Source organism: Antricoccus suffuscus (assembly GCF_003003235.1).
Lineage (GTDB): Bacteria > Actinomycetota > Actinomycetes > Mycobacteriales > Antricoccaceae > Antricoccus > Antricoccus suffuscus.
Genome location: NZ_PVUE01000020.1, coordinates 39635 through 62569 on the forward strand (window position 1 = coordinate 39635; position 22935 = coordinate 62569).

24 protein-coding genes are annotated in these 22935 nt (G+C 64.6%); 7 read left to right on the plus strand and 17 right to left on the minus strand.

Going from position 1 to position 22935, the window contains the following annotated elements:
• Window positions 1–26: 26 nt before the first annotated feature.
• Window positions 27–761, minus strand: a complete 735-nt coding sequence (locus CLV47_RS18380) for a PH domain-containing protein (RefSeq protein ID WP_170111155.1) — start codon at window positions 759–761, stop codon at window positions 27–29.
• Window positions 762–781: 20 nt separating this feature from the next.
• Window positions 782–943, minus strand: a complete 162-nt coding sequence (locus CLV47_RS22130) for a hypothetical protein (RefSeq protein WP_170111156.1) — start codon at window positions 941–943, stop codon at window positions 782–784.
• Window positions 944–1274: 331 nt separating this feature from the next.
• Here CLV47_RS22130 and CLV47_RS18385 point away from each other — a divergent pair, with 331 nt between their 5' ends.
• Window positions 1275–1652 (plus strand): hypothetical protein, encoded by a 378-nt coding sequence (locus CLV47_RS18385; protein ID WP_106350578.1) that lies wholly within the window; start codon window positions 1275–1277, stop codon window positions 1650–1652.
• Window positions 1637–2536: an MFS transporter permease gene (locus CLV47_RS18390; RefSeq protein ID WP_106350579.1), complete on the plus strand. Its 900-nt coding sequence runs from the start codon at window positions 1637–1639 to the stop codon at window positions 2534–2536. Before CLV47_RS18385 ends, CLV47_RS18390 begins: the two co-directional genes overlap by 16 nt.
• On the opposite strand, the gene CLV47_RS18395 is transcribed toward CLV47_RS18390, so the two are convergent.
• The 3 genes from CLV47_RS18395 to CLV47_RS18405 all read right to left on the minus strand — a co-directional run bounded on the left by CLV47_RS18395 (window position 2481) and on the right by CLV47_RS18405 (window position 4307).
• Window positions 2481–2915: a thiol-disulfide oxidoreductase DCC family protein gene (locus CLV47_RS18395; RefSeq protein WP_106350580.1), complete on the minus strand. Its 435-nt coding sequence runs from the start codon at window positions 2913–2915 to the stop codon at window positions 2481–2483. The genes CLV47_RS18390 and CLV47_RS18395 overlap by 56 nt on opposite strands.
• The gene (locus tag CLV47_RS18400; protein WP_106350581.1) at window positions 2912–4042 is read right to left on the minus strand and encodes a DUF2332 family protein; all 1131 of its coding nucleotides are present in this window, start codon (window positions 4040–4042) and stop codon (window positions 2912–2914) included. The genes CLV47_RS18395 and CLV47_RS18400 overlap by 4 nt, the downstream gene beginning before the upstream one ends.
• Window positions 4043–4121: 79 nt before the next feature.
• On the minus strand, window positions 4122–4307 hold the full coding sequence (locus CLV47_RS18405) for a hypothetical protein (protein WP_106350582.1): 186 nt from the start codon (window positions 4305–4307) through the stop codon (window positions 4122–4124).
• A gap of 151 nt (window positions 4308–4458) precedes the next feature.
• On the opposite strand from CLV47_RS18405, the gene CLV47_RS18410 reads away from it, so the two are divergent.
• Both CLV47_RS18410 and map read left to right on the plus strand, forming a co-directional pair.
• Complete coding sequence (locus tag CLV47_RS18410; RefSeq protein WP_106350583.1) at window positions 4459–4983, plus strand: ferritin; 525 nt, start codon at window positions 4459–4461, stop codon at window positions 4981–4983.
• Window positions 4984–5045: 62 nt separating this feature from the next.
• Window positions 5046–5861 (plus strand): type I methionyl aminopeptidase, encoded by an 816-nt coding sequence (gene map / locus CLV47_RS18415; protein WP_202862688.1) that lies wholly within the window; start codon window positions 5046–5048, stop codon window positions 5859–5861.
• A 42-nt stretch (window positions 5862–5903) separates the two neighbouring features.
• Here map and CLV47_RS18420 read toward each other — a convergent pair whose 3' ends face one another.
• The 4 genes from CLV47_RS18420 to CLV47_RS18435 are packed head-to-tail and all read right to left on the minus strand — an operon-like array spanning window position 5904 to window position 9854.
• A complete protein-coding gene (locus CLV47_RS18420; RefSeq protein ID WP_106350584.1) occupies window positions 5904–6386 on the minus strand; it encodes a DUF6912 family protein in 483 nt (160 codons plus the stop codon).
• Window positions 6383–7774 (minus strand): WS/DGAT/MGAT family O-acyltransferase, encoded by a 1392-nt coding sequence (locus CLV47_RS18425; protein WP_106350628.1) that lies wholly within the window; start codon window positions 7772–7774, stop codon window positions 6383–6385. The genes CLV47_RS18420 and CLV47_RS18425 overlap by 4 nt, the downstream gene beginning before the upstream one ends.
• Before the next feature lie 44 nt (window positions 7775–7818).
• Window positions 7819–9144 carry a CpaE/TadZ family protein gene (locus CLV47_RS18430; RefSeq protein ID WP_238145511.1) on the minus strand — a complete coding sequence of 442 codons (1326 nt, stop codon included), beginning with the start codon at window positions 9142–9144 and terminating at the stop codon, window positions 7819–7821.
• Entirely contained in the window at window positions 9138–9854 is a 717-nt protein-coding gene (locus CLV47_RS18435; protein WP_170111157.1) for an SAF domain-containing protein, read from the minus strand. Before CLV47_RS18435 ends, CLV47_RS18430 begins: the two co-directional genes overlap by 7 nt.
• 247 nt (window positions 9855–10101) lie before the next feature.
• Between CLV47_RS18435 and CLV47_RS18440 the strand changes: the two genes are divergently transcribed.
• Entirely contained in the window at window positions 10102–10332 is a 231-nt protein-coding gene (locus CLV47_RS18440; protein WP_106350586.1) for a helix-turn-helix domain-containing protein, read from the plus strand.
• A 24-nt stretch (window positions 10333–10356) separates the two neighbouring features.
• Here CLV47_RS18440 and CLV47_RS18445 read toward each other — a convergent pair whose 3' ends face one another.
• A complete protein-coding gene (locus tag CLV47_RS18445) occupies window positions 10357–10923 on the minus strand; it encodes a hypothetical protein (RefSeq protein ID WP_146135440.1) in 567 nt (188 codons plus the stop codon).
• 163 nt (window positions 10924–11086) lie between these two features.
• Between CLV47_RS18445 and CLV47_RS22135 the strand changes: the two genes are divergently transcribed.
• Both CLV47_RS22135 and CLV47_RS18455 read left to right on the plus strand, forming a co-directional pair.
• Window positions 11087–11755 carry a LysM peptidoglycan-binding domain-containing protein gene (locus CLV47_RS22135; protein WP_170111158.1) on the plus strand — a complete coding sequence of 223 codons (669 nt, stop codon included), beginning with the start codon at window positions 11087–11089 and terminating at the stop codon, window positions 11753–11755.
• A 38-nt stretch (window positions 11756–11793) separates the two neighbouring features.
• Complete coding sequence (locus CLV47_RS18455; protein WP_106350588.1) at window positions 11794–12324, plus strand: Rv3235 family protein; 531 nt, start codon at window positions 11794–11796, stop codon at window positions 12322–12324.
• Window positions 12325–12552: 228 nt separating this feature from the next.
• On the opposite strand, the gene secA is transcribed toward CLV47_RS18455, so the two are convergent.
• From secA to ahcY, 7 genes are all read right to left on the minus strand, one after another.
• Entirely contained in the window at window positions 12553–15453 is a 2901-nt protein-coding gene (gene secA, locus CLV47_RS18460; RefSeq protein ID WP_106350589.1) for a preprotein translocase subunit SecA, read from the minus strand.
• 114 nt (window positions 15454–15567) lie between these two features.
• A complete protein-coding gene (gene hpf, locus CLV47_RS18465; RefSeq protein ID WP_106350590.1) occupies window positions 15568–16242 on the minus strand; it encodes a ribosome hibernation-promoting factor, HPF/YfiA family in 675 nt (224 codons plus the stop codon).
• A 126-nt stretch (window positions 16243–16368) separates the two neighbouring features.
• Entirely contained in the window at window positions 16369–17091 is a 723-nt protein-coding gene (locus tag CLV47_RS18470; protein WP_106350591.1) for a ComF family protein, read from the minus strand.
• A 57-nt stretch (window positions 17092–17148) separates the two neighbouring features.
• Complete coding sequence (locus tag CLV47_RS18475; protein ID WP_106350592.1) at window positions 17149–18864, minus strand: LpqB family beta-propeller domain-containing protein; 1716 nt, start codon at window positions 18862–18864, stop codon at window positions 17149–17151.
• 2 nt (window positions 18865–18866) lie between these two features.
• Window positions 18867–20504, minus strand: coding sequence for an MtrAB system histidine kinase MtrB (gene mtrB / locus CLV47_RS18480; protein ID WP_106350593.1), 1638 nt, complete (start codon window positions 20502–20504; stop codon window positions 18867–18869).
• An 80-nt stretch (window positions 20505–20584) separates the two neighbouring features.
• On the minus strand, window positions 20585–21262 hold the full coding sequence (gene mtrA / locus CLV47_RS18485; RefSeq protein WP_106350594.1) for an MtrAB system response regulator MtrA: 678 nt from the start codon (window positions 21260–21262) through the stop codon (window positions 20585–20587).
• A 173-nt stretch (window positions 21263–21435) separates the two neighbouring features.
• Window positions 21436–22917 (minus strand): adenosylhomocysteinase, encoded by a 1482-nt coding sequence (ahcY, locus tag CLV47_RS18490; RefSeq protein ID WP_238145512.1) that lies wholly within the window; start codon window positions 22915–22917, stop codon window positions 21436–21438.
• Between the last annotated feature and the right edge of the window lie 18 nt (window positions 22918–22935).

The window sequence follows — 22935 nt, forward strand, 5'->3', positions numbered from 1 at the left end:
GCTTACGGTAGCCCGAAGTCTTGCTTTTAGCGGTGACGTGTCCACCGCGGCGGGCGTGATTCGGTGAACGCGTCCGAGAGTTTGCCCACGGTCCCTGGTTCGGAGTCCGACGACGTCGCATCGCGTACGTCGATTGGCCCGGTCGGATACTCGTGCGGATCGTCATAGGACCGAAACGCGTCTAGCGCGGCAGACGCCTCGCCGGAGTGATACTGCTCATCCGTCTCGTGCGGCACAGGCACCAGCCGTGACTCGTCGTACTCATCCTCGTGGTCGCTGATTTCCGAGTCGCCAAAGAGTAGATGCGAGATCCGTCGGTAGAGCACGTCGGCCTTCGGGAGGTACGTGATCCGAGACATCGCTTGATCTTGGCCGGCGGACTCCACGATAAAGGTGCCGTAGCCGAATAGCTGGCCGACCACGGGTTTCTCGTACGTGAGGTCGGTGATTTTTACCATCGGAATCACCGCGACCCGACGGGTCAGAACCCCGCTCACGAGCATCATTCGCTGGCGGGTGATGACGTAGCGCTCCATCCGCCACTCGAGGAGGTGGTAACCGAACCGCAGCGCGCTGACCAACACGATGAGTGCACCAATCGTGCCGACCCAGTTCACCGTTTCGAACAGATACGTCAGCATGAGGGCGATCGCGATGAAACCGACCGTCTCGACGAATGACACGCCAAGCACCATGAAGTGACGGCGTTCGCCGATGACGGCGGTTTCGCCGGGGAGAAGGTAGCGGGTGGGATCGCCCATCCCGGTGGCGACCATCCTAATTAAGAGCCGATCGACCCGATGAACTGGGCAAACGACTGCGCCGCGCTCTTCAGGCCGCTCGCGGCATTCTTAATCAAGTCCGATGCATCGGTCGGGTTGCTCAGCACGTAGAACACCACAAACGCGATCAGCAGCAAACCGATGATCTTTTTCGCGCTCATCTACGGAAGCTCCAACGAATCAGGGACGCTCTTGGGGGAAGTGCCGACAGCCGCGCGCTACGGACTGTCCGCACCGCACGCCACACCAGCAACAAGCGTCACATTGGCATCAACCGTACCCGCCAGGACGGCGATTCACCCTAAGCCAAGACGGCGTGCCGCGCACGAGTCCAGCGCGACCGCGTCGACCCGTTTCGACTAACCTGGTGCGGCGGCGTACTCGAACCAAGGCAGGTGGCTGACAATCTCGGAACCGACAACCCAGACCACGGACCGCCCGCTTACGCGGGCCGGGCTCACGGCCCGACTGGCCGCGTCGGTACTCGTACTCGTGTTGCTCCTCGGCGGCACGTTCTTCGGCTCGGACTCAGACTTCCCGTTCGGCCCGTTTCGGATGTACGCCACCCGCAACGCACCCGACGGCGTCGTGAGCTCCTTGCGGCTCGAAGCTGTGGACACCAACCACCAACGGATCGCCGTCACGGCCGGTTCGGTGGGTTTGCGCCGCGCCGAACTCGAGGGTTCGCTGCCGCGAATGGAGTCCGATCCGGCGCTGATGAAGACCATCGTGGTCCGCTACGAGAAGAACAACCCCGACCAGCCCAAGATCATCGAACTGGATGTCATCGTCCGTAAGACCCGGCTCAAAGACGGCCTCGAGACGAAGTCCTTCAAAGACGAGGTGGTGGCGAAATGGACGAAACCGTGACCACCCCGCGCCGTTCGGCGTTCACGCAGTGGTTCGTGTCCCCGGTCGCGCTGCACCGGGTCGCCGTCATTCGGGTGATCGCCTACCTGTTCATCCTGGTCGACGTATTCCTCACCACCTCCTGGGTGGCGCTCAAGGCCTACGCGCCGACCGCCCTCTACCACCCGCTGGTCATCGGTGACCTGTTTCACCTGCCGACCCCGACGTACCTCTACGTCACGATCCTCAAGTGGGTGCTGGTCGTCTCCGCGCTGGTCGCCGCGACCGCGTGGAAACCCCGGCTTACCGGCACCATCGTCGCGGTGGCGTACCTACTGTGGATGATCGTCGCGATGTCCTACGGCAAGGTCGACCACGACCGATTTGCCTTCCTCGTACTGCTGGCCGTGTTGCCGACCGTCGGCCCCGCGAAGTTCGGCGACGTACGCCGCAGCGAGCGGGCCGGCTGGGCGATGCAGATGGTGTTCATCTCCGTGATGCTCACCTACTTCCTCGCCTCGATTGCAAAGATCCGGTTCGGCGGATGGGACTGGGCGACCGGCGCCACGATCACCCGCGCCGTCCTACGGCGCGGCACCGACCTGGTCGACTGGACCGTCAACGTGCCGGGCCTGCTGATCCTGGCGCAGTTTGCGATGGTCATCCTCGAGACACTGTCACCGCTGATGCTCTTGTGCCGCTCGCCGCGCGCGCGAATCATCCTGGTCGCAGGCCTACTCGCCTTCCACATCGGCACATTCGCGTCGATCACGATCATCTTCCTGCCGCACTGCGTGGCAATTCTGTCGATCTTGCCGTGGGAGACCTTCCGGCGCGGAGCCAGGAAGGCTAAGCAGCCGGAGGTTCAGGCTGATCAGCCGCGGGACGAGTCGCTCCAGGCCTAAGGTGTGCCGGCATCGCGCAGGCGGGCGTACCGCCGGGCAGCCGGTCACGATTCTTCGCGATCCATTTGTAGGCCACCGAGGCCACCCACCTAAAGGGCGGCGTCTGCAGGAGTAATCCAAACGGCCACCACAGCGCGCCGGAGTCCTTCAACAGTTCGCCGATCGCAATATGCGCCGAACTGACCGCGCCGCTGGACGAGACCCATTGGACGGCCTCTTCGCACTCGGCCTGGCTCAGTCGCAGCGACGGCAGGTCGGCGTGCTGCCAAGCGACGATATCGATGTCCTTTGAGAGGTGCCGCTCGACGAACGAGACACATTTCGTGCAGATCCCGCAGTCGCCGTCGTACACCAGGACCGGCCTGGTGCGTCCGCTCATCCGACGTTCCAGTAGGCGTTGTAGCCATTGTGATCGGCGTACGCGAGGACTCGGGTCGTCGCCTGCGGCCACTGTGAGACGCGCAGCTCGAAACGATTGGGCTCAATACCGATCTCACCGCGGCGTAGAGCGGCGCCTACCGGGTCTTGATAGAGGAGGAAATCGGTGCCCACCGGCTCGAACGCGATCACGGTCAGTGGGGCCGTCTCGGTGGCCCGTCCGGCCGCCGCCAGCAGCTCGGTAGCGAACTCTGTGCGCTCCGGCACCGACATCTCCATGACGACGTCGCTGTGCCATACGACGCTCTGCGCGTCCGCGCGCGGCCAGCTGATCCCCCGCGGCAGCCAGATCGACGACGGCGCCGTGTCGATGGTCAGCCCGAGATGCGCGACGAACTCGCAGGCTTGCGTAATCCGGCCGATCTCGTCCGGTGCGTCCGGCCCCGCCCACGAGATCATCTCGCGCACGTGCAGCGGGTTGGCCGGGTGCAGTGGGCTCGGGTCGGCCGCTTGCCGGTCCACGATCGGCGGTACGGCGTCAAAGGCCACCTCGGGCGGGCTGGCCCATGCATGACCGAGGTCGACCGGGCCGTCCGGATCGCCGACCACTTCGCCGTACACGCTCTGTCTATACGACTCGACGGGCAGCACAAGCCCCGCGCCCGAGCCGACATCGAACAACCGCACAGGGGTTGGGTTAGAGGCTCCCACGTGGGCCAGCGCGGCCAGCAGCATCGCGGCGCGGCCCGGATCACTACGCCGGCTCGGCCGCAACATCCGCTGGATAAACCGGTCGGGATCGGCCGCCATCGTCTCGCGCGCTACCGGCCACACCTCGTGCAGTGAACCGCCGCCGCCGGCGCTCGGGTACAGGTCGGACAGCTCGGTGCCGCCCTCGAGCGCAATGAAGTGCGCAGCGGCCGCCAGCTTGGTCGGCAGGTCATCGATGAGCAGGATTCGCCCGTTGCGACCGGAGCGGTCAATCACCTCCCGCAAGATCGCGACCGTCGGGCCGCCCATCTCGAGGTCCCCACCCATTCCGCGCAGCAGCGAGGCTTGGATGCGCGAGGCGCGCTGAGCGCGCGCACGGGACTTAAAGGCGGTGGCGATATCCGTTGCCGCACTCACGTGTGTGGTAACCCCTTAGCGTTGTCATCCGTGCAGGTATTCCGTGCCGATAGCTCGGCGTGCGGTGCACGATTTGTGCCTACGCGGCTTTAGGGTACTTCTTCTTCGCGGCTTTGACGTTCTTCGCGTGCTTGTCGGCTTTGACCAGCCGGCGTTTCTTGACGGTGTAGCCGTCGGGAAGCTTGCCTTCTTTGAGCAGCCGGATCGGGCAGCGCTCACAGCGCTTCTTCGACACACAGCACTTCTTCTTGGGCTTCACCGCCATGGCCGCAACTATACCGCCCCATTAGGGGAGCCTTACTTGAATTGTGACGAGCGTCTGATCGCGCCCCGAACGTCGACACCCATTCCATGAAAAGATGGTCACGGCGTACCCCGCCGATGTTGATTTATTTTCGCCCGTTCAAGGAGTTCCCATGCCAGCCGCCGCGTTCGTCCAACGACTCAATGAGCAGATCGGACATGAGTTCTCCGCTCATCACCAGTACGTCGCCTGCGCGATCTACTATGACTCCCTCACGATGCCGCAGCTCGCCGCGCTGTTCTACGGCCAAGCGGTCGAGGAGCGCGGACACGCGATGATGATGGTGCAGTACCTCCTCGACCAGGACGCCACGGTCGAGATCCCTGGCGTCGACGCGCCGCGCAGCGACTTCGGCGACCTCGTCGCGCCGGTTGCCCTCGCCCTCGAGCAGGAGAAGCGAGTTACCGAGCAGATCAACGAGCTCACTGCGATCGCGCGCGCCGAGAATGACTTCGCGTCCGACCAGTTCATGCAGTGGTTCATCAAGGAACAGGTCGAAGAGGTCGCGAAGATGTCTGACCTGCTGACCGTGGTCACCCGCTCCAAGGATGACATCGAGAGCATCGAGGAATACATCCGGCGCGAGCAGGCCGATGCGACCGACGATCCCACAGCTCCTCCGCTGGCCGGCGCGTGACGGTCCGGCACGCCGATATGCAGCAGACCCGATCCTTGATCACCCCTGGCTCAATCACCCCGATGCGACAGGTACCCGCGTCCATCGATCGTCCGGAGTACGTCGGACGACCCGCGCCAGCACCGCACACGGGCGGTGACGTGCAGACGGCCGAGACGATCGACGCGATGCGCGTCGCGAGCAAGATCGCTGCCCAAGCACTTGAAGAGGTCGGCCGCAACGTCCGGCCCGGCGTCACCACCGACGAGCTCGACCGCATCGGCCATGACTATCTGATCGACCACGGTGCCTACCCCTCGACTCTCGGCTACCGCGGCTACCAGAAATCGCTGTGCACCTCGCTCAACGAAGTGATTTGCCACGGCATCCCCGACTCGACCGTTGTCCAGGACGGCGACATCGTCAATATCGACATCACCGCCTACATCGGCGGCGTACACGGCGACACTAACGCGACTTTCCTCGCCGGCGACGTGAGCGAAGAAGCGCGGCTGCTGGTCGAACGCACCCACGAGGCCACGATGCGGGCCATCAAAATCTGCGCTCCGGGCCGGTCCTTCAACGCGATCGGCCGGGTTATCGAGAGCTATGCCCGACGGTTCGGGTACGGCGTCGTGCGAGCGTTCACCGGACACGGTATCTCCACGACATTTCATTCGGGCTTGGTCGTCCTGCACTATGACGACCCGGAGACCGAAGGCGTGATGGAAGAGGGCATGACGTTCACCATCGAGCCGATGATCACGCTCGGCGGCTACGACTTCACGATGTGGGATGACGGGTGGACGGCGGTGACCGCGGATCGGTCGTGGACCGCGCAGTTCGAGCACACGCTCGTCATCACCGACTCCGGCCACGAGATCCTGACCCTCCCCTGACGCCCAGCCCGTCCCAGGCCGACAAGGGGCGCAGAGCCGGGGCTAGGCCAGGTCGGTAACGATCGCGGCCAGCTCGCCACGGTCGTGCCACAACAGGGTCCGGCTCTCGACCGCGACATACTGCGCCTCGGTCGGTTCGGCGCCGCCGCGGACGGTGGCGACCAGACCGGCCACGTCGCGGCGGGCAGAGGTCTCGTCAATGTGGATCGCATCTACCGCGCCGACTGGCAGCCCATCGATGATCGACTCGCCGTCATCGCGCAGCTGGGGCGAACCGGGCGCCGACCGCGCGGCGATTACGACGCGGACTTCGGGCCCATCGGTCTCGACCAGCAGCTGGGTGCTCGTGGCCGCCGCGTCGTACAGCGCATCGAACTCAGCTTGTTCGATTTCGTCGGCGCCGAACTCGCTGGTCGGCAGGTCCGAATAATGCACGACGAGGGGTCCCGGCAACGCGCCGGCCTCGAGAAGAGTACGCAGACCACCGGGGGTCGTCGGGACGAAGATGCGGATGTCTCTGTTCATTCACATAACCCTACGAGTTCGGCCAGCGACTCCTCGATCATCTGGCTCAGCGCGTCGACATCACCCATCGCGTCGCGGTCCGCGTTGAGACCAAAACAGACGGTGCCGTCGTACGACGTGAGCCCGATGGCGAGCGCTTGGCTCTTTGCGAGTGAGACGACGGGGTACATTTCGACGAGCCGTCCCCCGGAGGCATACAGCGGATGCTGTGGTCCGGGCACGTTTGTGATGACCAGGTTGTAGACCCGCTTGGTGAGTCCCTGAGTGACTTGCGCGGCGAGCGAATGCACCGTCGGTGGGGCGAACTCGGTGAGCGACACGAGGGTGCGGGCACTGATCGCCTGCTCGGACTCGCGGTGCCCCGCCGTCGCGTAGGCGATCTGGCTCAGGCGCACTAGCGCGTTAGGCTCTCCGATCGGCAAGTCCACGAAGATCGTCGCGAGGCCGTCTGCCGGACCCACCGCCGAGCGGGCCGACGGGCGTACCGACACGGGGAGCATCGCGCGCAGTGTCGTGCTCGTGCGCACTGCCTCGCCGCGCGCCATCAGCCAAGTGCGCAACGCCCCACTGATGGTCGCGAGCGCGACGTCGTTGACCGAGCACTTCTGCCGATGGCTGACGATCTTGTAGTCGTCGAGCTTGGTGCAGGTCATGGCGAACCGGCGCTGAGCGCCGATCGGCACGTTGAGCGGGCTCGCCGATGGTGGTTGCGCCACTTTGCGCGCCGTGGTGACGATTGAACCCGCGATCTCGGCCAACCGTTTGGACGTGGTTTTGGCATCAGAAATGCCGGCCCGCCAAGTGTCGAGCACTGTCCGCGGCCGGCGTGCGTAGTCACGCATCGAAGCGGCGAGCAGCTCGATGTGTGACGGGGTCTTACGCGGATGCCACTCAGTCAGCAACCGTTTCTCGGGGATACTGCTGGTATCGAGCAGAATTTCGCTGATGTCGAAAGTGCGAACGCCGTCTACCAATGCGTGATGCGCTTTGGTGATGATGGCGACTCGGCCACGAGGCAGTCCCTCGACGAGGTAGATCTCCCAGAGCGGCCGGCTCCGATCAAGACGCCGGGACATCAGGCGACTCACGAGCTCCGCGAGTTGTTTGGACGAACCAGGAGCAGGCAACGCGGAGCGACGTACGTGGTAGCCGATATCGAACTCTTCGTCGTCGATCCATACCGGGTTGGCCAACTTCGCTGGCACGGTTGCGATCCGCTGGCGGTAGCGCGGAGCAAGTGACAGGCGATCGACGATGAGCTCGACGAAGCGGTCAAAGTCGAATCCGCCACGCGGCGGACGGACAACGAAAACCCCGCCGACGTGCATCGGCATCGTGGCATCCTCCGCGTATAGGAACGACGCGTCGCCCGCGTTGAGTCGGTCCATCGACACCTCCCGATCTTGAAAGACCAACTCCCATTGTCCAATGCCTACGACGATTGCCGGTGTCGGCGCGCCTTACCCGGCGCCGCGGCCCCGGTGAACGCCACCGCAAGCCTGCGCGTAGCGCTACGAATGCCCGACGATGGCGCCGCCTCGGCCAGTGTCCGCGCGGTCCGCAGCGCAGCGTCAACCCCGGACGGGTCGTCGGGGACGTACTCGTCGACAGCGTGGTCGGCAAATCGCCGAAACGCGTCGTCGAGCTGCCCGCGCGGGTCGCCCGAAAACAGGGTGCCGCGCACGCGGTTGGCCACGAGGACCGGACGGTTCGTCGGAATCAGCTCGGCGAGGTCCCCGAGCGCACGCACCGAGCGCGCGACCCCGACGGGGTCGGCGCTACTGACCATGACAATCCGGTCGGCGGATCCGAGTGCCGCGATCGTGGCGCCGTTACGGCGCGGCGCAACCGTGTCGTAGGACAGCTCTTCGTCTTGTTCTATCGAGAAGCCGCAGTCGACGACGGTAAACGCGGCTAGTCGGCGGGCGGTGGTGAGCACCTCTGAGATGGCCGCCGGTCGCAGCTCGGGCCAGCGGTCAACCCGCGAAATCCCCGTGAGCAGGCGAAAGTTCGGGCCAACAGCGACCGCTACCCGAGCGAGCGCGGTCGGGTCGATCGACGATGCCGCGGCCAGTCTGCAGGCCGCGGCGAGTCCGGGCGCCTCGTCCAGAAGCCCGAGCATGGGAGCGATCGCGCCGCCATACACATCGGCATCGACAAGCAGGGTCGGCACGCCCAGCCGGCTCGCCTCGTCGGCCAGCGTCAGGGCGATCGTGCTTCGTCCCGGTGATCCGGCCGGGCCCCAGACCGCGACAACCGTGCCACGACCACGGCTACGCGGCGCCGGCGGTCTGCCCGACAGCGTCTCGTGGCCCGGCGGCATCGGCGGGTCACGATGGTCTGCCGCCGAGTCGGCCAAGGGGGCCGGACCGGACGGCGCCCCGTCGAGGACGGCACGGCGTACCGCACCAGCGATTGCGGCGGATCCGGCATCGCCGGCGACCACGTGGTGCAGCCCAAGGTCTGGCAGTCGTTCTTGGGTTTGCGCCGGCGCCATCGGCTCGATGACCGCGACCAGACCGACTCCCGCGGTCCGCAGCTGCTCGACGATGTGCCGATCCAAGCCGGGCATGTCTGCCGATACGAGCAGCGCCTTCGCCGCACCGCTATAGGCCACGGCGAGCACCTCGGCCAGGTCGACGCAGCGTCGTACGACGACTACCCCGTCCTTACGGTTGTCGAAGTCGCTGACGATCTGTGCCTCCAGCTGCGAGGCGATCACCGCGGTCATGACCGTGATTTCACCGCCGGCTAGCACGGGTCCTCCTTGGCCGCCGGCGTCGATTCGAGTACGACGATCGACAACGTCTTACCCTCCGCACCGGCGATCAACCCCTCGACCTGGCAGGCCGGAACCTTGACCGAGACCTGCAGTGCCGAGGTGCTCACGGTGAGTGCACCGCTCCCCCGCCCGGACACATCCGCGACTGCGACCGCTTCGGCAACCAACGCCACCGGGGTCTGACCAGCGCCCGCGTCGGTCGCCTGGCTGTTGCTGGACTCGGCCTGTGTGGCGTAAACATTGATCGCCTGCCCGTGCGCCAACGAGGCTGGAACCCGCTGTGATGGAACGCTGAGTGCCAGAGTCACGTACGCCGATCGACGCGCGAGCGCGCTCTTGGGTAACAGTTCCCCTGCAGAAACCGCCCGGTTGAGTACCCTGCCGGCGGGACTGCTTGCACCGGACAGGTACGTATCAGCGTCCTCATAGAGACGCACCTGCACCTTTTTCAGATCGTCGTCCTGCAAAAGGCTGCCGGGCGCGAGGTCGTGCTGCAACGCCCACACCGTGCTCGATTTGTCCGCCGCGGCGATCACTCGAGCGCCGACCAGTACGCAGCCAAGGACCAGGATCATGCCCAGCACCATGCGAACATCGAACCATCGTGGCTTACCGATCCGGCGCGCCGGCGCGGATTGCGGCACGTCGACCGGTTCGGAAGCGCTTCGGGCATCGGGCGTTGTCACATTTGATCGTCCTCGCACGGGCCTTGCCTCACTAGTCGCAATCGGGTGTCCACCCGCGGATGGCGAAGCAACCATGCAGGTGAGCGCGGGTATAGCTCCCGTGGACTTTAAAGCGTTCCGGTAACAATTCGGTATACCTGTCCACAGGCCGCCGTCGTCCGAAGCACACGCCGGTGGACAACTGCCGACCGTTCAGGGCGAAGCGCTAGAGTGGCACCGCACCCGACAACTCCTGAGGAGGGACTCCATGGCGTCGGAACGATTCCTCACGCTGAGCGATGTCGCGGACGTCCTCAATATCTCCTCGTCGCAGACCTACGCGCTCGTTCGCACCGGCGAGCTGCCCGCCATCAAGGTTGGCGGCCGCGGCCAGTGGCGGGTCGAGCGTGATGAGCTGGAGGGCTACATCAAACGTATGTACGCCAAAACCGAGCGCCTCGTCGCGGACAACTCGATCGCCGAGTCCGCCGACTCCTGACTGTTCGTCACCGACCACCTCGCACTAGCGGTTCAACCGAACTGCTTCGACGAACGCGCCGATGGGCAGGGTTTGCACGGAGGTGACCTTGCCGATCCGGCGTGACTCATCCAGGTGATGTTCGGCGAGATCGATGAAGTCGGCGCCCACCCGGTCGATCGTGCCCGACATAGTCACCGCTCCGATGGTCGTCACGCGCACCGCAGACCGGTCGCGCGCAATACCTCGAAGCGCATGGCGCAAGTCAAGTCGAGCGGCGATCTGTCGCCGTGCTTCGTCGTACGGCGCGGCGATCGCGGTCGGCAGCTGACCGATCGCCGCGACCGAGGACAACGAGATCAGCCGTTCGTCCTGCCAGTCATCAACCACTACGAGCCAGTCGGGGCCAATTGCCTCGACCTGAGCCGCGTACGGCGTACCGGCCACGGTGGTGATCACAACCCGCCGGCCGACCGCCGCACGCAGCCGATCGACCAGCGCGACCTTACCCACCTCGATGCGGGTGCGTTCGGCTACCTCGGCGGTCAAGTCTGCGTCACGCTCGGCATCCAAACGACTTTCGAGGTCGGCAAATAATCGCGTCCATCTCACGTGCAGCACCTTGCCCGAACGACCGCCATCACCGCAACCGAAAGACATCCACAACTTCCTCGACCTTATTTGACAGTGAGCCCAAGTCGTCGTTAAATCGTGCGTATCGAACTTAAATACACCTAAACTGCATCAAACAGCATTAAACGAAGGAAGGAATCGCATGCCATTGCGTTCGATCTTCCGGATCGCCGGAACGTTCACGATGCTCGTGGGCGCCTGCTTGACCGGCTGCCGTTTGATCGGTCCGTCGTGGCGGGACGTCTACCACCTCGCGACCGCGCCTCAGCAGTTCACCCGCGTGGTCGGCGCCGACCACGTCGTCCTCGTGCTCGTGGGCGTTGCGCTATGGGTCCTGTGCGGATGGCTCACCATCGCTATCGCGTGCTGGGCCGGCGCGGCACTGCCCGGCCGAAGCGGACGCACGCTTGGTCGCATCGCGGGACTCATTTCGCCGCGACTAATACGACGCGCGTTGGGCATCGCGGTTGGAATTTCGCTCGGCCCCGGGATCGTTCAGGTCGCCGCGGCCAGCCCGCCGGCCGCTCCGGTCGCCGTGGTCGCCGAACTTCCCCAAGATGGCACGACGCCGTCGCTAACGTCCGGCGTCGACTGGCCGGTAGATCCGGCCGCCCCCGCAGCCACGAGCACAATCGCCGCCCATCCAGGTGACTGCCTGTGGTCGTTGGCCGAGGCGCACCTCGGTTACGGCGCCACAATTGCCGAGATTTCCAGCGAGGTCGACCGATGGTGGGACGCCAACGCCGAGGTCATTGGCGGCGATCCTGATCTGTTGTTCCCCGGCCAGGTCCTGGTCGTGCCCGGCAGCTAGCCCAGCCATCCCCTTCATTAACCAAAGGAGTCGAGCCCATGTCCGTAGTGGCAGTCGCGGTCTATCGCGCACCGTCAAGCGAGCCCGAGCCGCTCGCCGTCTCGGCCGGTCCCGCCCAGACCACAGAGCGCCGGCACCTGACCCTCGTCCAGCCGGCGGAGCAACTACTACTCGACGGGTTCGAACCACAGCCTGGCCGGCACCCGACCACGCGCGCCGGTCGGGACAATGACCAGGCGGTAGCGGGTCCACCGGAGGTGCTGGCGTTTGCGCGTCAGTACTGCCGGATGGCGGCCGAGGTCCTCACCGGGTTCCGGCCGGTCGAACAGCTGCGGCCCCACACGGCACTCGGGATCATGGAATGGTTTCGGCAGTACGCGATCCCGATTGCCAGGCACCGGCAGATCGCGCCGGCGCCCGCGATCCGAACGCTGGGCGTGTGTACTCCCGTGGCCGGAGTCGCCGAGGTCAACGCCGTGATCCAGCGTGGACCGCGAGCGCGCGCCATGACCGCCCGCTTCGTCGAGTACGACGACGAGTGGAAATGCGTTCACCTACAAGTGATCTAGGCTTCACTGCGGGCGCGCCATACCTCACCGACCGTCACGTATCGCGATCCGTGTTCGGAAAATCCCGAATCCGGCGCATCGATCGCACAAATGTGCCATTTTGCAGCAAGATTTCGTCAAGACGCGTGCGGAACCATACATTTGTGCGATCGGGAGGCCGAAACAAATCGAAACGGATTGCGCGGACTTAGCCTATCCGGGCCGCCGGAACTGAACCACCGATCGTCGCTAGCTTTCGGCGCCGTGGCAGCGTTTGTACTTCTTGCCCGACCCGCACGGGCAGGGGCCGTTACGGCTCGGACCGTTGCCGCCACGGTTGGCCGTCGCGCCCGCCTGCTTCTTACCGCTCGCGCCGCCACCGGAGCCGTTGCCGGCAGACACTTCGGCCTCACCGGACTCGTCCGGTCCGGAGTAACTCAACGGAGCCTGCTTCGGCCGCGTGTCGAGTCCGCCACCCAGGAGCGCCGGCGCCTTGTGCCTAGCCGGTTCGTCGAGGTCAATCTTCGGCGCGGACGTGCGGCTTTGAATCACTCGCCGTTTACGGCTCGGCTTGCGCGCGGGCGCCGCCGAGGCGAGCTCGCGCTCGGTCTCGTCAGCCGGCTCCAGTTGGGCCTCGTCGTCGGCCTGTGCGGCGTCGCCAGCGGTGGGTACCTCGATGTTGAATACGAACCCGACGGACTCTTCCTTGATGCCGTCGAGCATCGTGTTGAACATCTCGAACCCTTCGCGCTTGTACTCCGTGACCGGGTCGCGCTGTGCCATCGCCCGAAGGTGGATGCCTTCACGCAGGTAGTCCATTTCGTACAGGTGCTCACGCCACTTGCGATCAAGGACTGACAGGATGACCCGGCGTTCGATGTCGCGCATCGTCTCCTCGCCGACCTCCGCCTCGCGCGCGTCGTACGCCGCCTCGATATCGGCGGTGATCTCCTCGCGCAACAGGTCGGCAGTGAGCGCGGCCCGTCCCCCGGCGGTCTCGAACAGCTCTTCCTGAGTCAGAGCCACCGGATAGAGCGTGCCGAGCGCCGTCCATAGCTGATCGAGGTCCCAGTCCTCGGCGTAACCGGTGGAGGTAGCGCCTTCGACGTACTCACCGATGACGTCGCGGATCATGTGCCCGATCTCGTCCCGGAGATTTTCGCCCTCGAGTACCCGGCGCCGTTCGCCGTAGATGACCTCGCGCTGCTTGTTCATGACCTCGTCGTACTTGAGGACATTCTTGCGGATCTCGTGGTTCTGCTGCTCGATCTGCGTCTGCGCGGACAGGATCGAACGGGTCGCCCACTTCGATTCGATCGGCACATCGTCGGGCAGCCGCAGCCGGTTGAGCATCGATTCCAGCATCTCGCCGTTGCTGCGGCGCATGAGCTCGTCGTGCATCGACAGATAGAAGCGGGACTGCCCCGGGTCGCCCTGACGACCGGAACGACCGCGCAGCTGGTTGTCGATACGCCGAGACTCGTGCCGCTCGGTGCCGAGCACGTAGAGCCCGCCGGCCTTGATTACGTCCTCGTGCTCAGTGGCAACCTCGTCCTTGGCCGCTTCGAGCTCGTCCGGGTACGCCTCTTCGTATTCCTCGGGCGTATCGGCCGGGCTCAACCCGCGGTCACGTAGCCGCATGTCGGCGATAATCTCCGGGTTGCCGCCCAGCATGATGTCGGTGCCACGACCGGCCATGTTGGTCGCGACCGTGACGGCGCCCAACCTGCCGGCCTCGGCGACAATGTGCGCCTCACGTTCGTGCTGCTTCGCGTTGAGGACCTCATGCGGGACGCCCTTGCGGGTGAGCATTTTCGAGAGCAGCTCAGACTTCTCCACGCTCGTCGTACCGACGAGCACCGGCTGACCTTGTTCGTGGCACTCGGCGATGTCATCGACCACTGCGGTGAACTTCGCGGTCTCGGTCTTATAGATGATGTCCGACTGGTCGATGCGCGCCATCGGCTTGTTGGTCGGGATCGGGATCACGCCCAACTTGTACGTTTGCGACAGTTCGGCCGCCTCGGTCTGCGCCGTACCGGTCATGCCGGCCAGTTTGTCGTACAGGCGGAAGAAGTTTTGCAGGGTGATCGTCGCGAGAGTCTGGTTTTCCTGTTTGATCGGCACCCGCTCTTTGGCCTCGATCGCCTGGTGCATGCCCTCGTTGTAGCGCCGACCGTGCAGCACACGGCCAGTGAACGAGTCGACAATCAGCACCTCGCCGTCCTGGACGATGTAATCCTTGTCCTTGTGAAACAGCTCTTTTGCCTTGAGGGAGTTGTTGAGGTAACCGATGAGCGGCGTGTTGACCGACTCGTACAGATTTTCGATGCCGATCTGGTCCTCGACCAGCGCGACACCCTCTTCCGAGATACCGACGGTGTTTTTGCCTTCGTCAACCTCGTAATGCTTGTTCTTCTTCAGCAGCGGGGCGATCCGCGCGAACTCTAGGTACCAGCGGGTTGAGTGCTCGGCGGGCCCGGAGATGATCAGCGGGGTCCGGGCCTCGTCGACCAGGATCGAGTCGACCTCATCGACGATGGCGTAGTTATGCCCGCGCTGCACCAGGTCGTCACCGCTCCACGCCATGTTGTCGCGGAGGTAGTCGAAGCCGAACTCGTTGTTAGTGCCGTATGTAACGTCGCACGCATATTGCGCGCGGCGATGCTCGGAGGACTCGTTGGCGAGGATGACACCGACAGTCAGGCCTAGGAAGCGATAGACGCGGCCCATCCACTCCGCCTGGAATTTCGCGAGGTAGTCGTTGACCGTGACGAGGTGTACGCCCTTGCCCTCGAGCGCATTGAGGTAGACCGGCATGGTCGCGACCAGCGTCTTACCTTCACCGGTCTTCATCTCGGCGACGTTGCCCAGATGCAATGCGGCGCCGCCCATGATCTGCACGTTGTAGTGCCGTTGGCCGAGGGTGCGCTGCGAGGCCTCACGGACGGTCGCAAACGCCTCGGGTAGCAGCTGGTCGAGGGTTTCCCCGTCGGCGAGCCGTTCCCGAAACTCGTCGGTCTTGGCCCGCAGCTGCGCATCGGTCAAGTCGGTGAAGTCATCTTCGATGGCGTCTACGGCGTCGGCAATCGACTTGAGGCGACGTACCATCTTGCCTTCGCCGGCGCGAAGTATGCGAGCGAGTACCACTTTGAGCAATCAGCCCTTCAGATAGGCAGAACGATGGTCGGGCAGAGCGTACCCAACCCGACCATCGTAACCTTGGTTGCCGTTGTCTGTAGCGCAGACCACTCGCAAGAGCGGTCAGACCGCAGCTGTCTCGAGCTCGTCGTCCGCCTGAGCGACCGATGCATTGACGCCGTTGCCAGAGAGCCTGATCAGCCCATAGTCGTAGGCGTGCCTGCGATACACGACCGTCGGCCGGAGTGTCTCGGCGCACATGAACAGATAGAAGTCGTGCCCAACGAGTTCCATGTTTTCCAGCGCCTCGTCGACGCTCATCGGCGTATCGGGGTGCGACTTCTCGCGAATGATCTTGCCGGGACCAAACTCGTCGCTGTCGTGGTGTACGCCGTTGTATTCGTCCATTACCCGGTCGATGTCCGAGGCGGCCTGCGCGGCGTCGGCCGCGTCGGCGGTCGCCTCGGCCACCGAAGTAGGCGTGCGATTTCCGTGATGGATACGCCGTCGGTCGGCCGCTTTGCGTACCCGGGTCTCGAGGCGGGCGACCGCCGCGTCGAGCGCGGAGTAGAAGTCCGCGGCGACGGCCTCGGACCGGATGACCGGGCCCTTGGTGCGGAGCGTGATTTCGACGCGCTGTGCTATTTCGGCCTGTCGTGGGTTGCGTTCGTGCTGAAGCTCGACGTCGACGTTGATCAACTTGCTGTCATAACGTTCAAGACGCTCTAGCTTGTCCGCGACGTGTTGCCGGTAATGGTCTGGGACCTCAACGTTCCGGCCATGCACCACAATGTCCATCTGTGACCTCCTGGTTTTTCAGGGTTCAACTGGCGTCCACATGATCACCGTAGCGTCCTTTACCCGGGCCTGCTATGGATCTGGCAATCGAACTGCAACTGGTGTCGCGCGAGCGGGATGACCGGCTCATGACCGGCCGTTCAGCCGGACCGTAGCGGCGATCGTCGCGGCCCGGACACTCTCGGCTCCGCCTGCTCGCAACACCTCGGCGGCGGCGGTCAGCGTGGCTCCCGAAGTGACCAGGTCATCAATCAAGATCAGGTGCGCTCCGCGCACGAGGGACCGGGCGTCGCGGCGCACGGTGAAGGCGTGGCGGCGGGTGGCGACCCGCTCCAACCGGCCGAGTCCGACCGCATCTGCTGCCTTCTTCGGCGGGACGAGCACCCGCGCGATCGGCAACGGGCCGGCGGGCAACAACCGTGCGAACCGGTCGGATCCAAGCCGGGCCGGCGTGCTGTTCAGTGCGCGCGCGATCCGCAGCATATGGTCACCCCCGCGCGCTCGGGCCGCCGCCGGAGTACTCGGAATCGGTACGACGTACGCCGGCGTCCCGATCACAGGACGCACCGCGTCGACCGCATCCTGCAACAGCGCGGCCAGCGGACGTACAAGGTCCCGCCGCCCATGCTCCTTGACCGCGATGATGGCCTGCCGCAGGCTGCCGGCGTACTCCCCGAACGACACGCAGGTGGGAAACCCGACCGGTGTCGGTGTCGGTACATGGATCGCGAGGTCTGCGGCCGCCTCTATACACGATTCACACAGTCGATGTCGCGGTTGTCCACAGCCGATGCAGTCGCGAGGCAGCACGAGGTCGACCAACGCGTCGAACAGTTCGCTCTGGTGCATCGCTGCCGGGCTACTTCCGCTGTGCCGCACCCCGGATTAGTTCGCACCGGGACTGCTTCAGCCTGGGTAGAAGGGGCTTTTTCCGGAGACAACTTTGCCAGAAATCAGGCTCACCCAGGTCGATTCGGTCAGCTTGAGGATAATTCCGTCGCCGGCGCACACCAGGGACCGATTCGGGGCCGCGACTATCGCCGTCGGCCGGGCCGTGAAGACGGGTGCTGGAAGCTGAGTGCGTGACGAGTCATCGATCAAGATCGAGTACGGCACGTCACGAGTACCCACCGGACCGCGCCCAAACACCACGAGTGTGCGCGCGGTCGACCAGGCCGTTTCGGTGACCTCCACCGTTGGCGAGAGCATCATCGGCTCGGTGATGGTGACCCCGTCGGGACTGCGTACGACGGTGGCCAGAAATAGTCGGCTGCCACTGGGTACCGTCGCGACCATCGCCACGCGAGTGCCGTCCCGGGACAACCGCAGCGACGAAATCGAGCTGATGTCACCGAGGCTGCCCGGCGTGACGATGGCCGGCTGCCCCTTGGTAGGCACCCGGACAATCGTGTTGCCGTTGCGCACCATCCACACTTCGTCGTTGGCCGCGCCCCACGTCGGTTGCGTGAGTGAGACTGTGTCCGGCAACGCGACTGGGACAAGGTCACTGCCGGCCGGCCCCACATACAGAGTCGGTACGCCGGTCGCCGTGCCCACGGCCGCCATCTCGGTGCCGTCGACGGACAGCGACGCGGACGTGACTCCAAGTGCCCCGGTGCCGGCATTGCCCGCTACCGCCGCGCCCTGTCCGTTGAGCACCCTGCCGTCGGCGACATAGAACACCGAGAGATCGACCGGGACGGCGTCGGGGTCGTACGACTCCCAGTCGGAGACCGACTGCACGGCGGCGACGCCGGGTACGTCGATCGGCTGACCGTCGTTGGTGATCCGCACGGCCTTGACGTTGAGGTCGCGCAAGGTCCAGAGGATCTGCGCTGACAGAGCCTTGAGCTGGGCGCCATTCTTTCCTGACAACCCCGTCAGGTCGACCTTGATCTCACTGTCGTTGTAGAGCACGCCGGAGCGCAGCTTGACCGGGTCGCTCACTTCATTGCGTACGCCGGGGGCGAGCGAGTCAGAGGGACCGCCCAGTAGCCCGTCGATCAGGGTGTTCGCGCGCTGTTTCGGATTGACCGGGTAGTAACGAAGGTCCGGTACGACGCGGGTACCGGACGGGTCCAGGAAGTAGAGCGAGGCGACCTTGAACACGTTGGAGAAACTGGACTGAGTCAGCACAATCCCGTCCGGCGGGTTCGAGATCCGCCACTGACCTGCTACCTTCTCCAGCTTGTATACATCCGTCATCGACTCGGCGCCGGCGTGATACGTGCCGTCCGAGTCGACGGTCGCGCTTCGCGAGGCGCTGAAGTTGACCACGCCGTCTTTGCCGCTCGGCTGCACCGAGTACGCCGGATCGATCAGCGATGTAGAGGCTCCCGGCTGCCATTCCTTGGACGCTTTGGTGGTCATGAACTGCCGTGCCACCTCGTACGTCGGGTCGCTGGTGGCCAGCGCGTTGATGTAGCCGCGCACGATCGTGTCGGGCGAGTCACCCTTCACAGGACCGTCGGGTTGAATCTCGTAGTAGTTGGACTGGTCACCGCTCGGCCCGTCCGGCGCGTTGCCGACGACTACCGGTGTCGTGCTGGCCGGCACCTGCGAGCACCCCGCCACCAGGAGCAGGAGTGCACCGAGAAGAACCGCTAGCGCGCGTTGGCGCATCCTCACGTGGTCCCCTCCCCTTGACGGCGTAGATAGCTGCGTCGGACGGTCGGATGGCCACCGAAGGCGCCGCCGGACTCACCCGGCGGGACCAGGCTCAGCGGCGATTCCATGATCACCCCGTTTGACGAGGCGAGCGGCAGCGTGATCCGGAAGTTCGCCCCTCCCGACGGCCGGCCCCACACCTGAAGCCAACCGTCGTGCAGCCGAATATCCTCCACGCTGATCGCCATGCCCAGGCCGGTGCCACCAAGCTTGCGGACTCGCGATGGGTCGGCTCGCCAAAAGCGGTCGAACAGGTGTTCCGCGGCTGTTTCGTCGATTCCGACACCGTGATCACGCACGGTCACCGCGACCGCGGTCTCGTTCGTCGCGACGGTGACTTCCACGGGGTCGCCGGCGCCGTGCTCGAGCGCATTAGCGATCAGATTGCGCAGCACCCGCGCGATCCGGGAACTGTTCATCACGACCACAATCGGCTCGTCTGGCACCTCCAGGTGCATTTCACAGCCTTGCTCGCGGGCGAGGGTCCGGTGCGCGTCGAATACGCGGCGTACCAGACTGGCCATGTCGTCGTGCTCAGCGTCGAGCGACAGACCGCCCGCGTCGTACCGGGAGATCTCCAGTAAGTCTTTGAGCAGTGCCTCGAAACGGTCAAGCTCGGTATACAGCAGCTCGGCCGACCGGGAGGCCACTTCCGGGAAGTCCGCCCGATAGTCATAGAGCAGCTCGGCAGCCATCCGGACCGTGGTCAGCGGCGTCCGCAGCTCGTGCGAGACGTCGGAGGTAAACCTCTGTTGCACCTGCGAAAGGTTTTCCAGCCGCACGATCTGGCTGGAGAGGCTCGCGGCCATGTCGTTGAACGACGACGCCAGCTTCGCCAGGTCATCCTCGCCCTTGACGATCATCCGGCGGTCGAGGTTGCCCTCGGCCAGCTCACCGGCGGTTTGCGCGACCTCGCGCACCGGCAGCACGACCAGCCGGCTGATCAGCAGTCCGACGCCCGCGATCAGCAGCATCAGCGCGAGCCCGGCCAGCAGCACCGTCTGTTGAACGAAGGAGATGATCTGGTTTTCGTTCTCGAGTGGATAGACGAAGTAGATCTCGAAGTCGCCGAGCACGCTGGGGATGGTCGAGCCGACGACCAGCACGCTTTGTTTCTCACCGGCGTACGGCACGGTCGCGATCGACCAGGCCTGTTTGCCGCCCTGCACCGTCGTCTGTAGGTCGGCAGGAAGTACGTCGAGGTGCAGGCTCGGCGAGTAGACCCGCGGAGTTGTCCCCTTGTCACCACGCACCAGCGTGATCACTTCGAAGATACCGGCCGAGCTGGCGCCTTGTGACAGGTAGCTGGTACCGGAGCTCAGTGCGTCGCTGACCGACTGCGCTGAGCTGCTGCCGACCAGCTGCAGCTGGTTTTGCATATAGCGCACGCCGCTGGTCGACTTCTCGATAGCGGCACGCTGTTTTGCCGCGAGCAGACCTGCACCGATCTGGGTGATCAGGATGTAGCCGACGACCGCAATGACCGCGAAGGTGATCACCATCGTCAGCGCGACGATGCGCACTTGCAGCGAGCGCCGCCAGCGTTGCAGCATCCACTGCCCCAGCGTCGCCAGCTTCGTCTGGACGACGGCCAAGTAATAGAGTGCCTCGGACGGCAACGACCGCGCGGTCGCCGCCTGATCCCGTGGTGGCCCTGCTGGTTGGTTCTCGACGGTTACGGCGGGCCTGCCTTATAGCCGACGCCGCGCACGGTGAGCACGATTTCCGGGCGTTCGGGGTCACGTTCGATTTTCGAGCGCAGCCGCTGCACGTGCACGTTGACCAGCCGTGTGTCGGCCGCGTGCCGGTAACCCCAGACCTGCTCGAGCAACAACTCGCGGGTGAACACCTGGCGCGGTTTGCGCGCCAACGCGACCAGCAGGTCGAACTCCAGCGGAGTGAGCGCGATCGGCTCGCCGTACCTGCTGACCTTGTGACCTGGTACGTCGATCTGGATCCCGACGATCTCGAGCTCCTCGGCGTCCTCGGGTTCGACTCTGCGCAGCCGGGTGCGGATGCGGGCGACTAGCTCTTTGGGCTTGAACGGCTTGACCATGTAGTCATCGGCCCCGGACTCCAGCCCGAGTACGACGTCGACAGTGTCGGACTTGGCGGTAAGCATCACGATCGGTACGCCGGACTCGGCCCGGATCGCGCGACACACGTCGATGCCGTTCATCCCGGGCAGCATCAGGTCGAGCAGAATCAAGTCCGGTCTGAGTTCGCGGTAGGCGGTGATGGCCCGCGCCCCGTCGGCGACGAATGCCGCGTCAAAGCCCTCGTTGCGCAGCACGATACCGAGCATCTCGGCAAGCGCCGTGTCGTCATCGACTACGAGTACCCGTGGCTTCATCCTGCCCCAATCCGAACACACCCACCGTGTCTGCACGATGGTCCCCTAATGTTTGCACCTTCACCAGCGATACGGTTCGATATCGATCGCCGTGTCTCGCACTGGCCGCACATACACCTCCGGCAGGGCGACCGCCGTAGCGACCGCCCTGCCGGACGCGGTTGGGCTATTACCTAGTAGCGGTAGTGGTCCGGCTTATACGGGCCGGCCACGTCGACGCCGATGTATTCGGCCTGATCCTTGCGCAGTTCGGTCAGCTTGGCGCCCAACGCATCGAGGTGCAGGCGGGCGACCTTCTCATCGAGCAGCTTCGGCAGCACGTAGACCTGCTTGTCGTATTCGCCCGGCTTCGTGAACAGCTCGATCTGTGCCATCGTCTGGTTGGTAAACGAGTTGGACATGACGAAACTGGGGTGGCCGGTCGCGTTGCCAAGGTTGAGCAAACGACCCTCGGACAGAACCAGAATTGAGTGCCCATCCGGGAAGACCCACTCCGCGACCTGCGGTTTGATGTCAACCTTCTTGATCCCGGAGACACGCGCGAGGCCGGCCATGTCGATCTCGTTGTCGAAGTGCCCGATATTGCCGACGATCGCCTGGTGCTTCATCTTGGCCATATCCGCGGCCATGATGATGTCCTTGTTGCCGGTCGTGGTGACGAAGATGTCGGCCTGGTCGATGACGTCGTCCAGCGTCGCGACCTGGTAGCCGTCCATTGCCGCCTGCAGTGCACAGATCGGGTCGATCTCGGTGATGATGACGCGGGCGCCCTGCCCACGCAGTGACTCCGCAGATCCCTTACCGACATCGCCGTACCCGCAGATCACGGCGACCTTGCCGCCGATAAGTACGTCGGTGGCACGGTTGATGCCATCGATGAGTGAGTGCCGGCAGCCGTACTTGTTGTCGAACTTGCTCTTGGTGACCGCGTCATTGACGTTGATCGCAGGGAACAGCAGTTCACCTGTCTTGGCCAGCTCGTAGAGGCGATGCACGCCGGTGGTGGTCTCTTCCGAGACCCCCTTGATATCGACGGCCATCTTCGTGAAGCGGTCCGGTTCGGCCCTGAGGCTTGCGCGCAACGCCTCGAGTACGACGCCCTCTTCCTCAGAGTCCTGTTCGGTGGTCTCCGGCACGACGCCGCTCTTCTCGAACTTGACGCCGTTGTGCACCAGAAGCGTCACGTCACCGCCGTCATCGAGAATCATGTTGGGACCGTCGTGACCCTCCCAGCGCAGGACTTGGTCGCTGCACCACCAGTATTCGGGAAGGCTCTCGCCCTTCCACGCGAATACCGAGACACCCTTCGGGTCCTCGACCGTCCCGTCGGGACCCACGACAACTGCGGCCGCGGCATGGTCCTGGGTCGAGAAGATGTTGCACGACACCCAGCGCACCTGCGCGCCGAGCGCGACCAGGGTTTCAATGAGTACGGCGGTCTGCACGGTCATGTGCAGCGAGCCAGTGATTCTGGCACCCGCTAGTGGTTGAGCGTCACCGAACTCCTTGCGAAGCGACACCAGGCCGGGCATCTCGTGCTCGGCGAGCCGGATCTCATTGCGGCCGTACTCGGCCAGGCCGAGGTCGGCGACCTTGTACTGAAGGCCCGATGGTGCGGTATCGACGGTGAGATTTTCGATCGTTGCTGCAGACAAATGCGTCTCCTAAAGATG

Coding starts and splice junctions, on each gene's coding strand:
- CLV47_RS18420 (WP_106350584.1), bottom strand. CDS start 6,386: ATGAACAGAGACATCCGCATCTTCGTCCCGACGACCCCCGGTGGTCTG.
- CLV47_RS18440 (WP_106350586.1), top strand. CDS start 10,102: ATGGCGTCGGAACGATTCCTCACGCTGAGCGATGTCGCGGACGTCCTC.
- CLV47_RS18455 (WP_106350588.1), top strand. CDS start 11,794: ATGTCCGTAGTGGCAGTCGCGGTCTATCGCGCACCGTCAAGCGAGCCC.
- CLV47_RS22130 (WP_170111156.1), bottom strand. CDS start 943: ATGAGCGCGAAAAAGATCATCGGTTTGCTGCTGATCGCGTTTGTGGTG.
- CLV47_RS18470 (WP_106350591.1), bottom strand. CDS start 17,091: ATGCACCAGAGCGAACTGTTCGACGCGTTGGTCGACCTCGTGCTGCCT.
- CLV47_RS18395 (WP_106350580.1), bottom strand. CDS start 2,915: ATGAGCGGACGCACCAGGCCGGTCCTGGTGTACGACGGCGACTGCGGG.
- CLV47_RS18390 (WP_106350579.1), top strand. CDS start 1,637: ATGGACGAAACCGTGACCACCCCGCGCCGTTCGGCGTTCACGCAGTGG.
- CLV47_RS22135 (WP_170111158.1), top strand. CDS start 11,087: ATGCCATTGCGTTCGATCTTCCGGATCGCCGGAACGTTCACGATGCTC.
- CLV47_RS18380 (WP_170111155.1), bottom strand. CDS start 761: ATGGGCGATCCCACCCGCTACCTTCTCCCCGGCGAAACCGCCGTCATC.
- CLV47_RS18475 (WP_106350592.1), bottom strand. CDS start 18,864: ATGCGCCAACGCGCGCTAGCGGTTCTTCTCGGTGCACTCCTGCTCCTG.
- CLV47_RS18425 (WP_106350628.1), bottom strand. CDS start 7,774: ATGGACCGACTCAACGCGGGCGACGCGTCGTTCCTATACGCGGAGGAT.
- map (WP_202862688.1), top strand. CDS start 5,046: ATGCGACAGGTACCCGCGTCCATCGATCGTCCGGAGTACGTCGGACGA.
- mtrA (WP_106350594.1), bottom strand. CDS start 21,262: ATGAAGCCACGGGTACTCGTAGTCGATGACGACACGGCGCTTGCCGAG.
- CLV47_RS18410 (WP_106350583.1), top strand. CDS start 4,459: ATGCCAGCCGCCGCGTTCGTCCAACGACTCAATGAGCAGATCGGACAT.
- CLV47_RS18405 (WP_106350582.1), bottom strand. CDS start 4,307: ATGGCGGTGAAGCCCAAGAAGAAGTGCTGTGTGTCGAAGAAGCGCTGT.
- hpf (WP_106350590.1), bottom strand. CDS start 16,242: ATGGACATTGTGGTGCATGGCCGGAACGTTGAGGTCCCAGACCATTAC.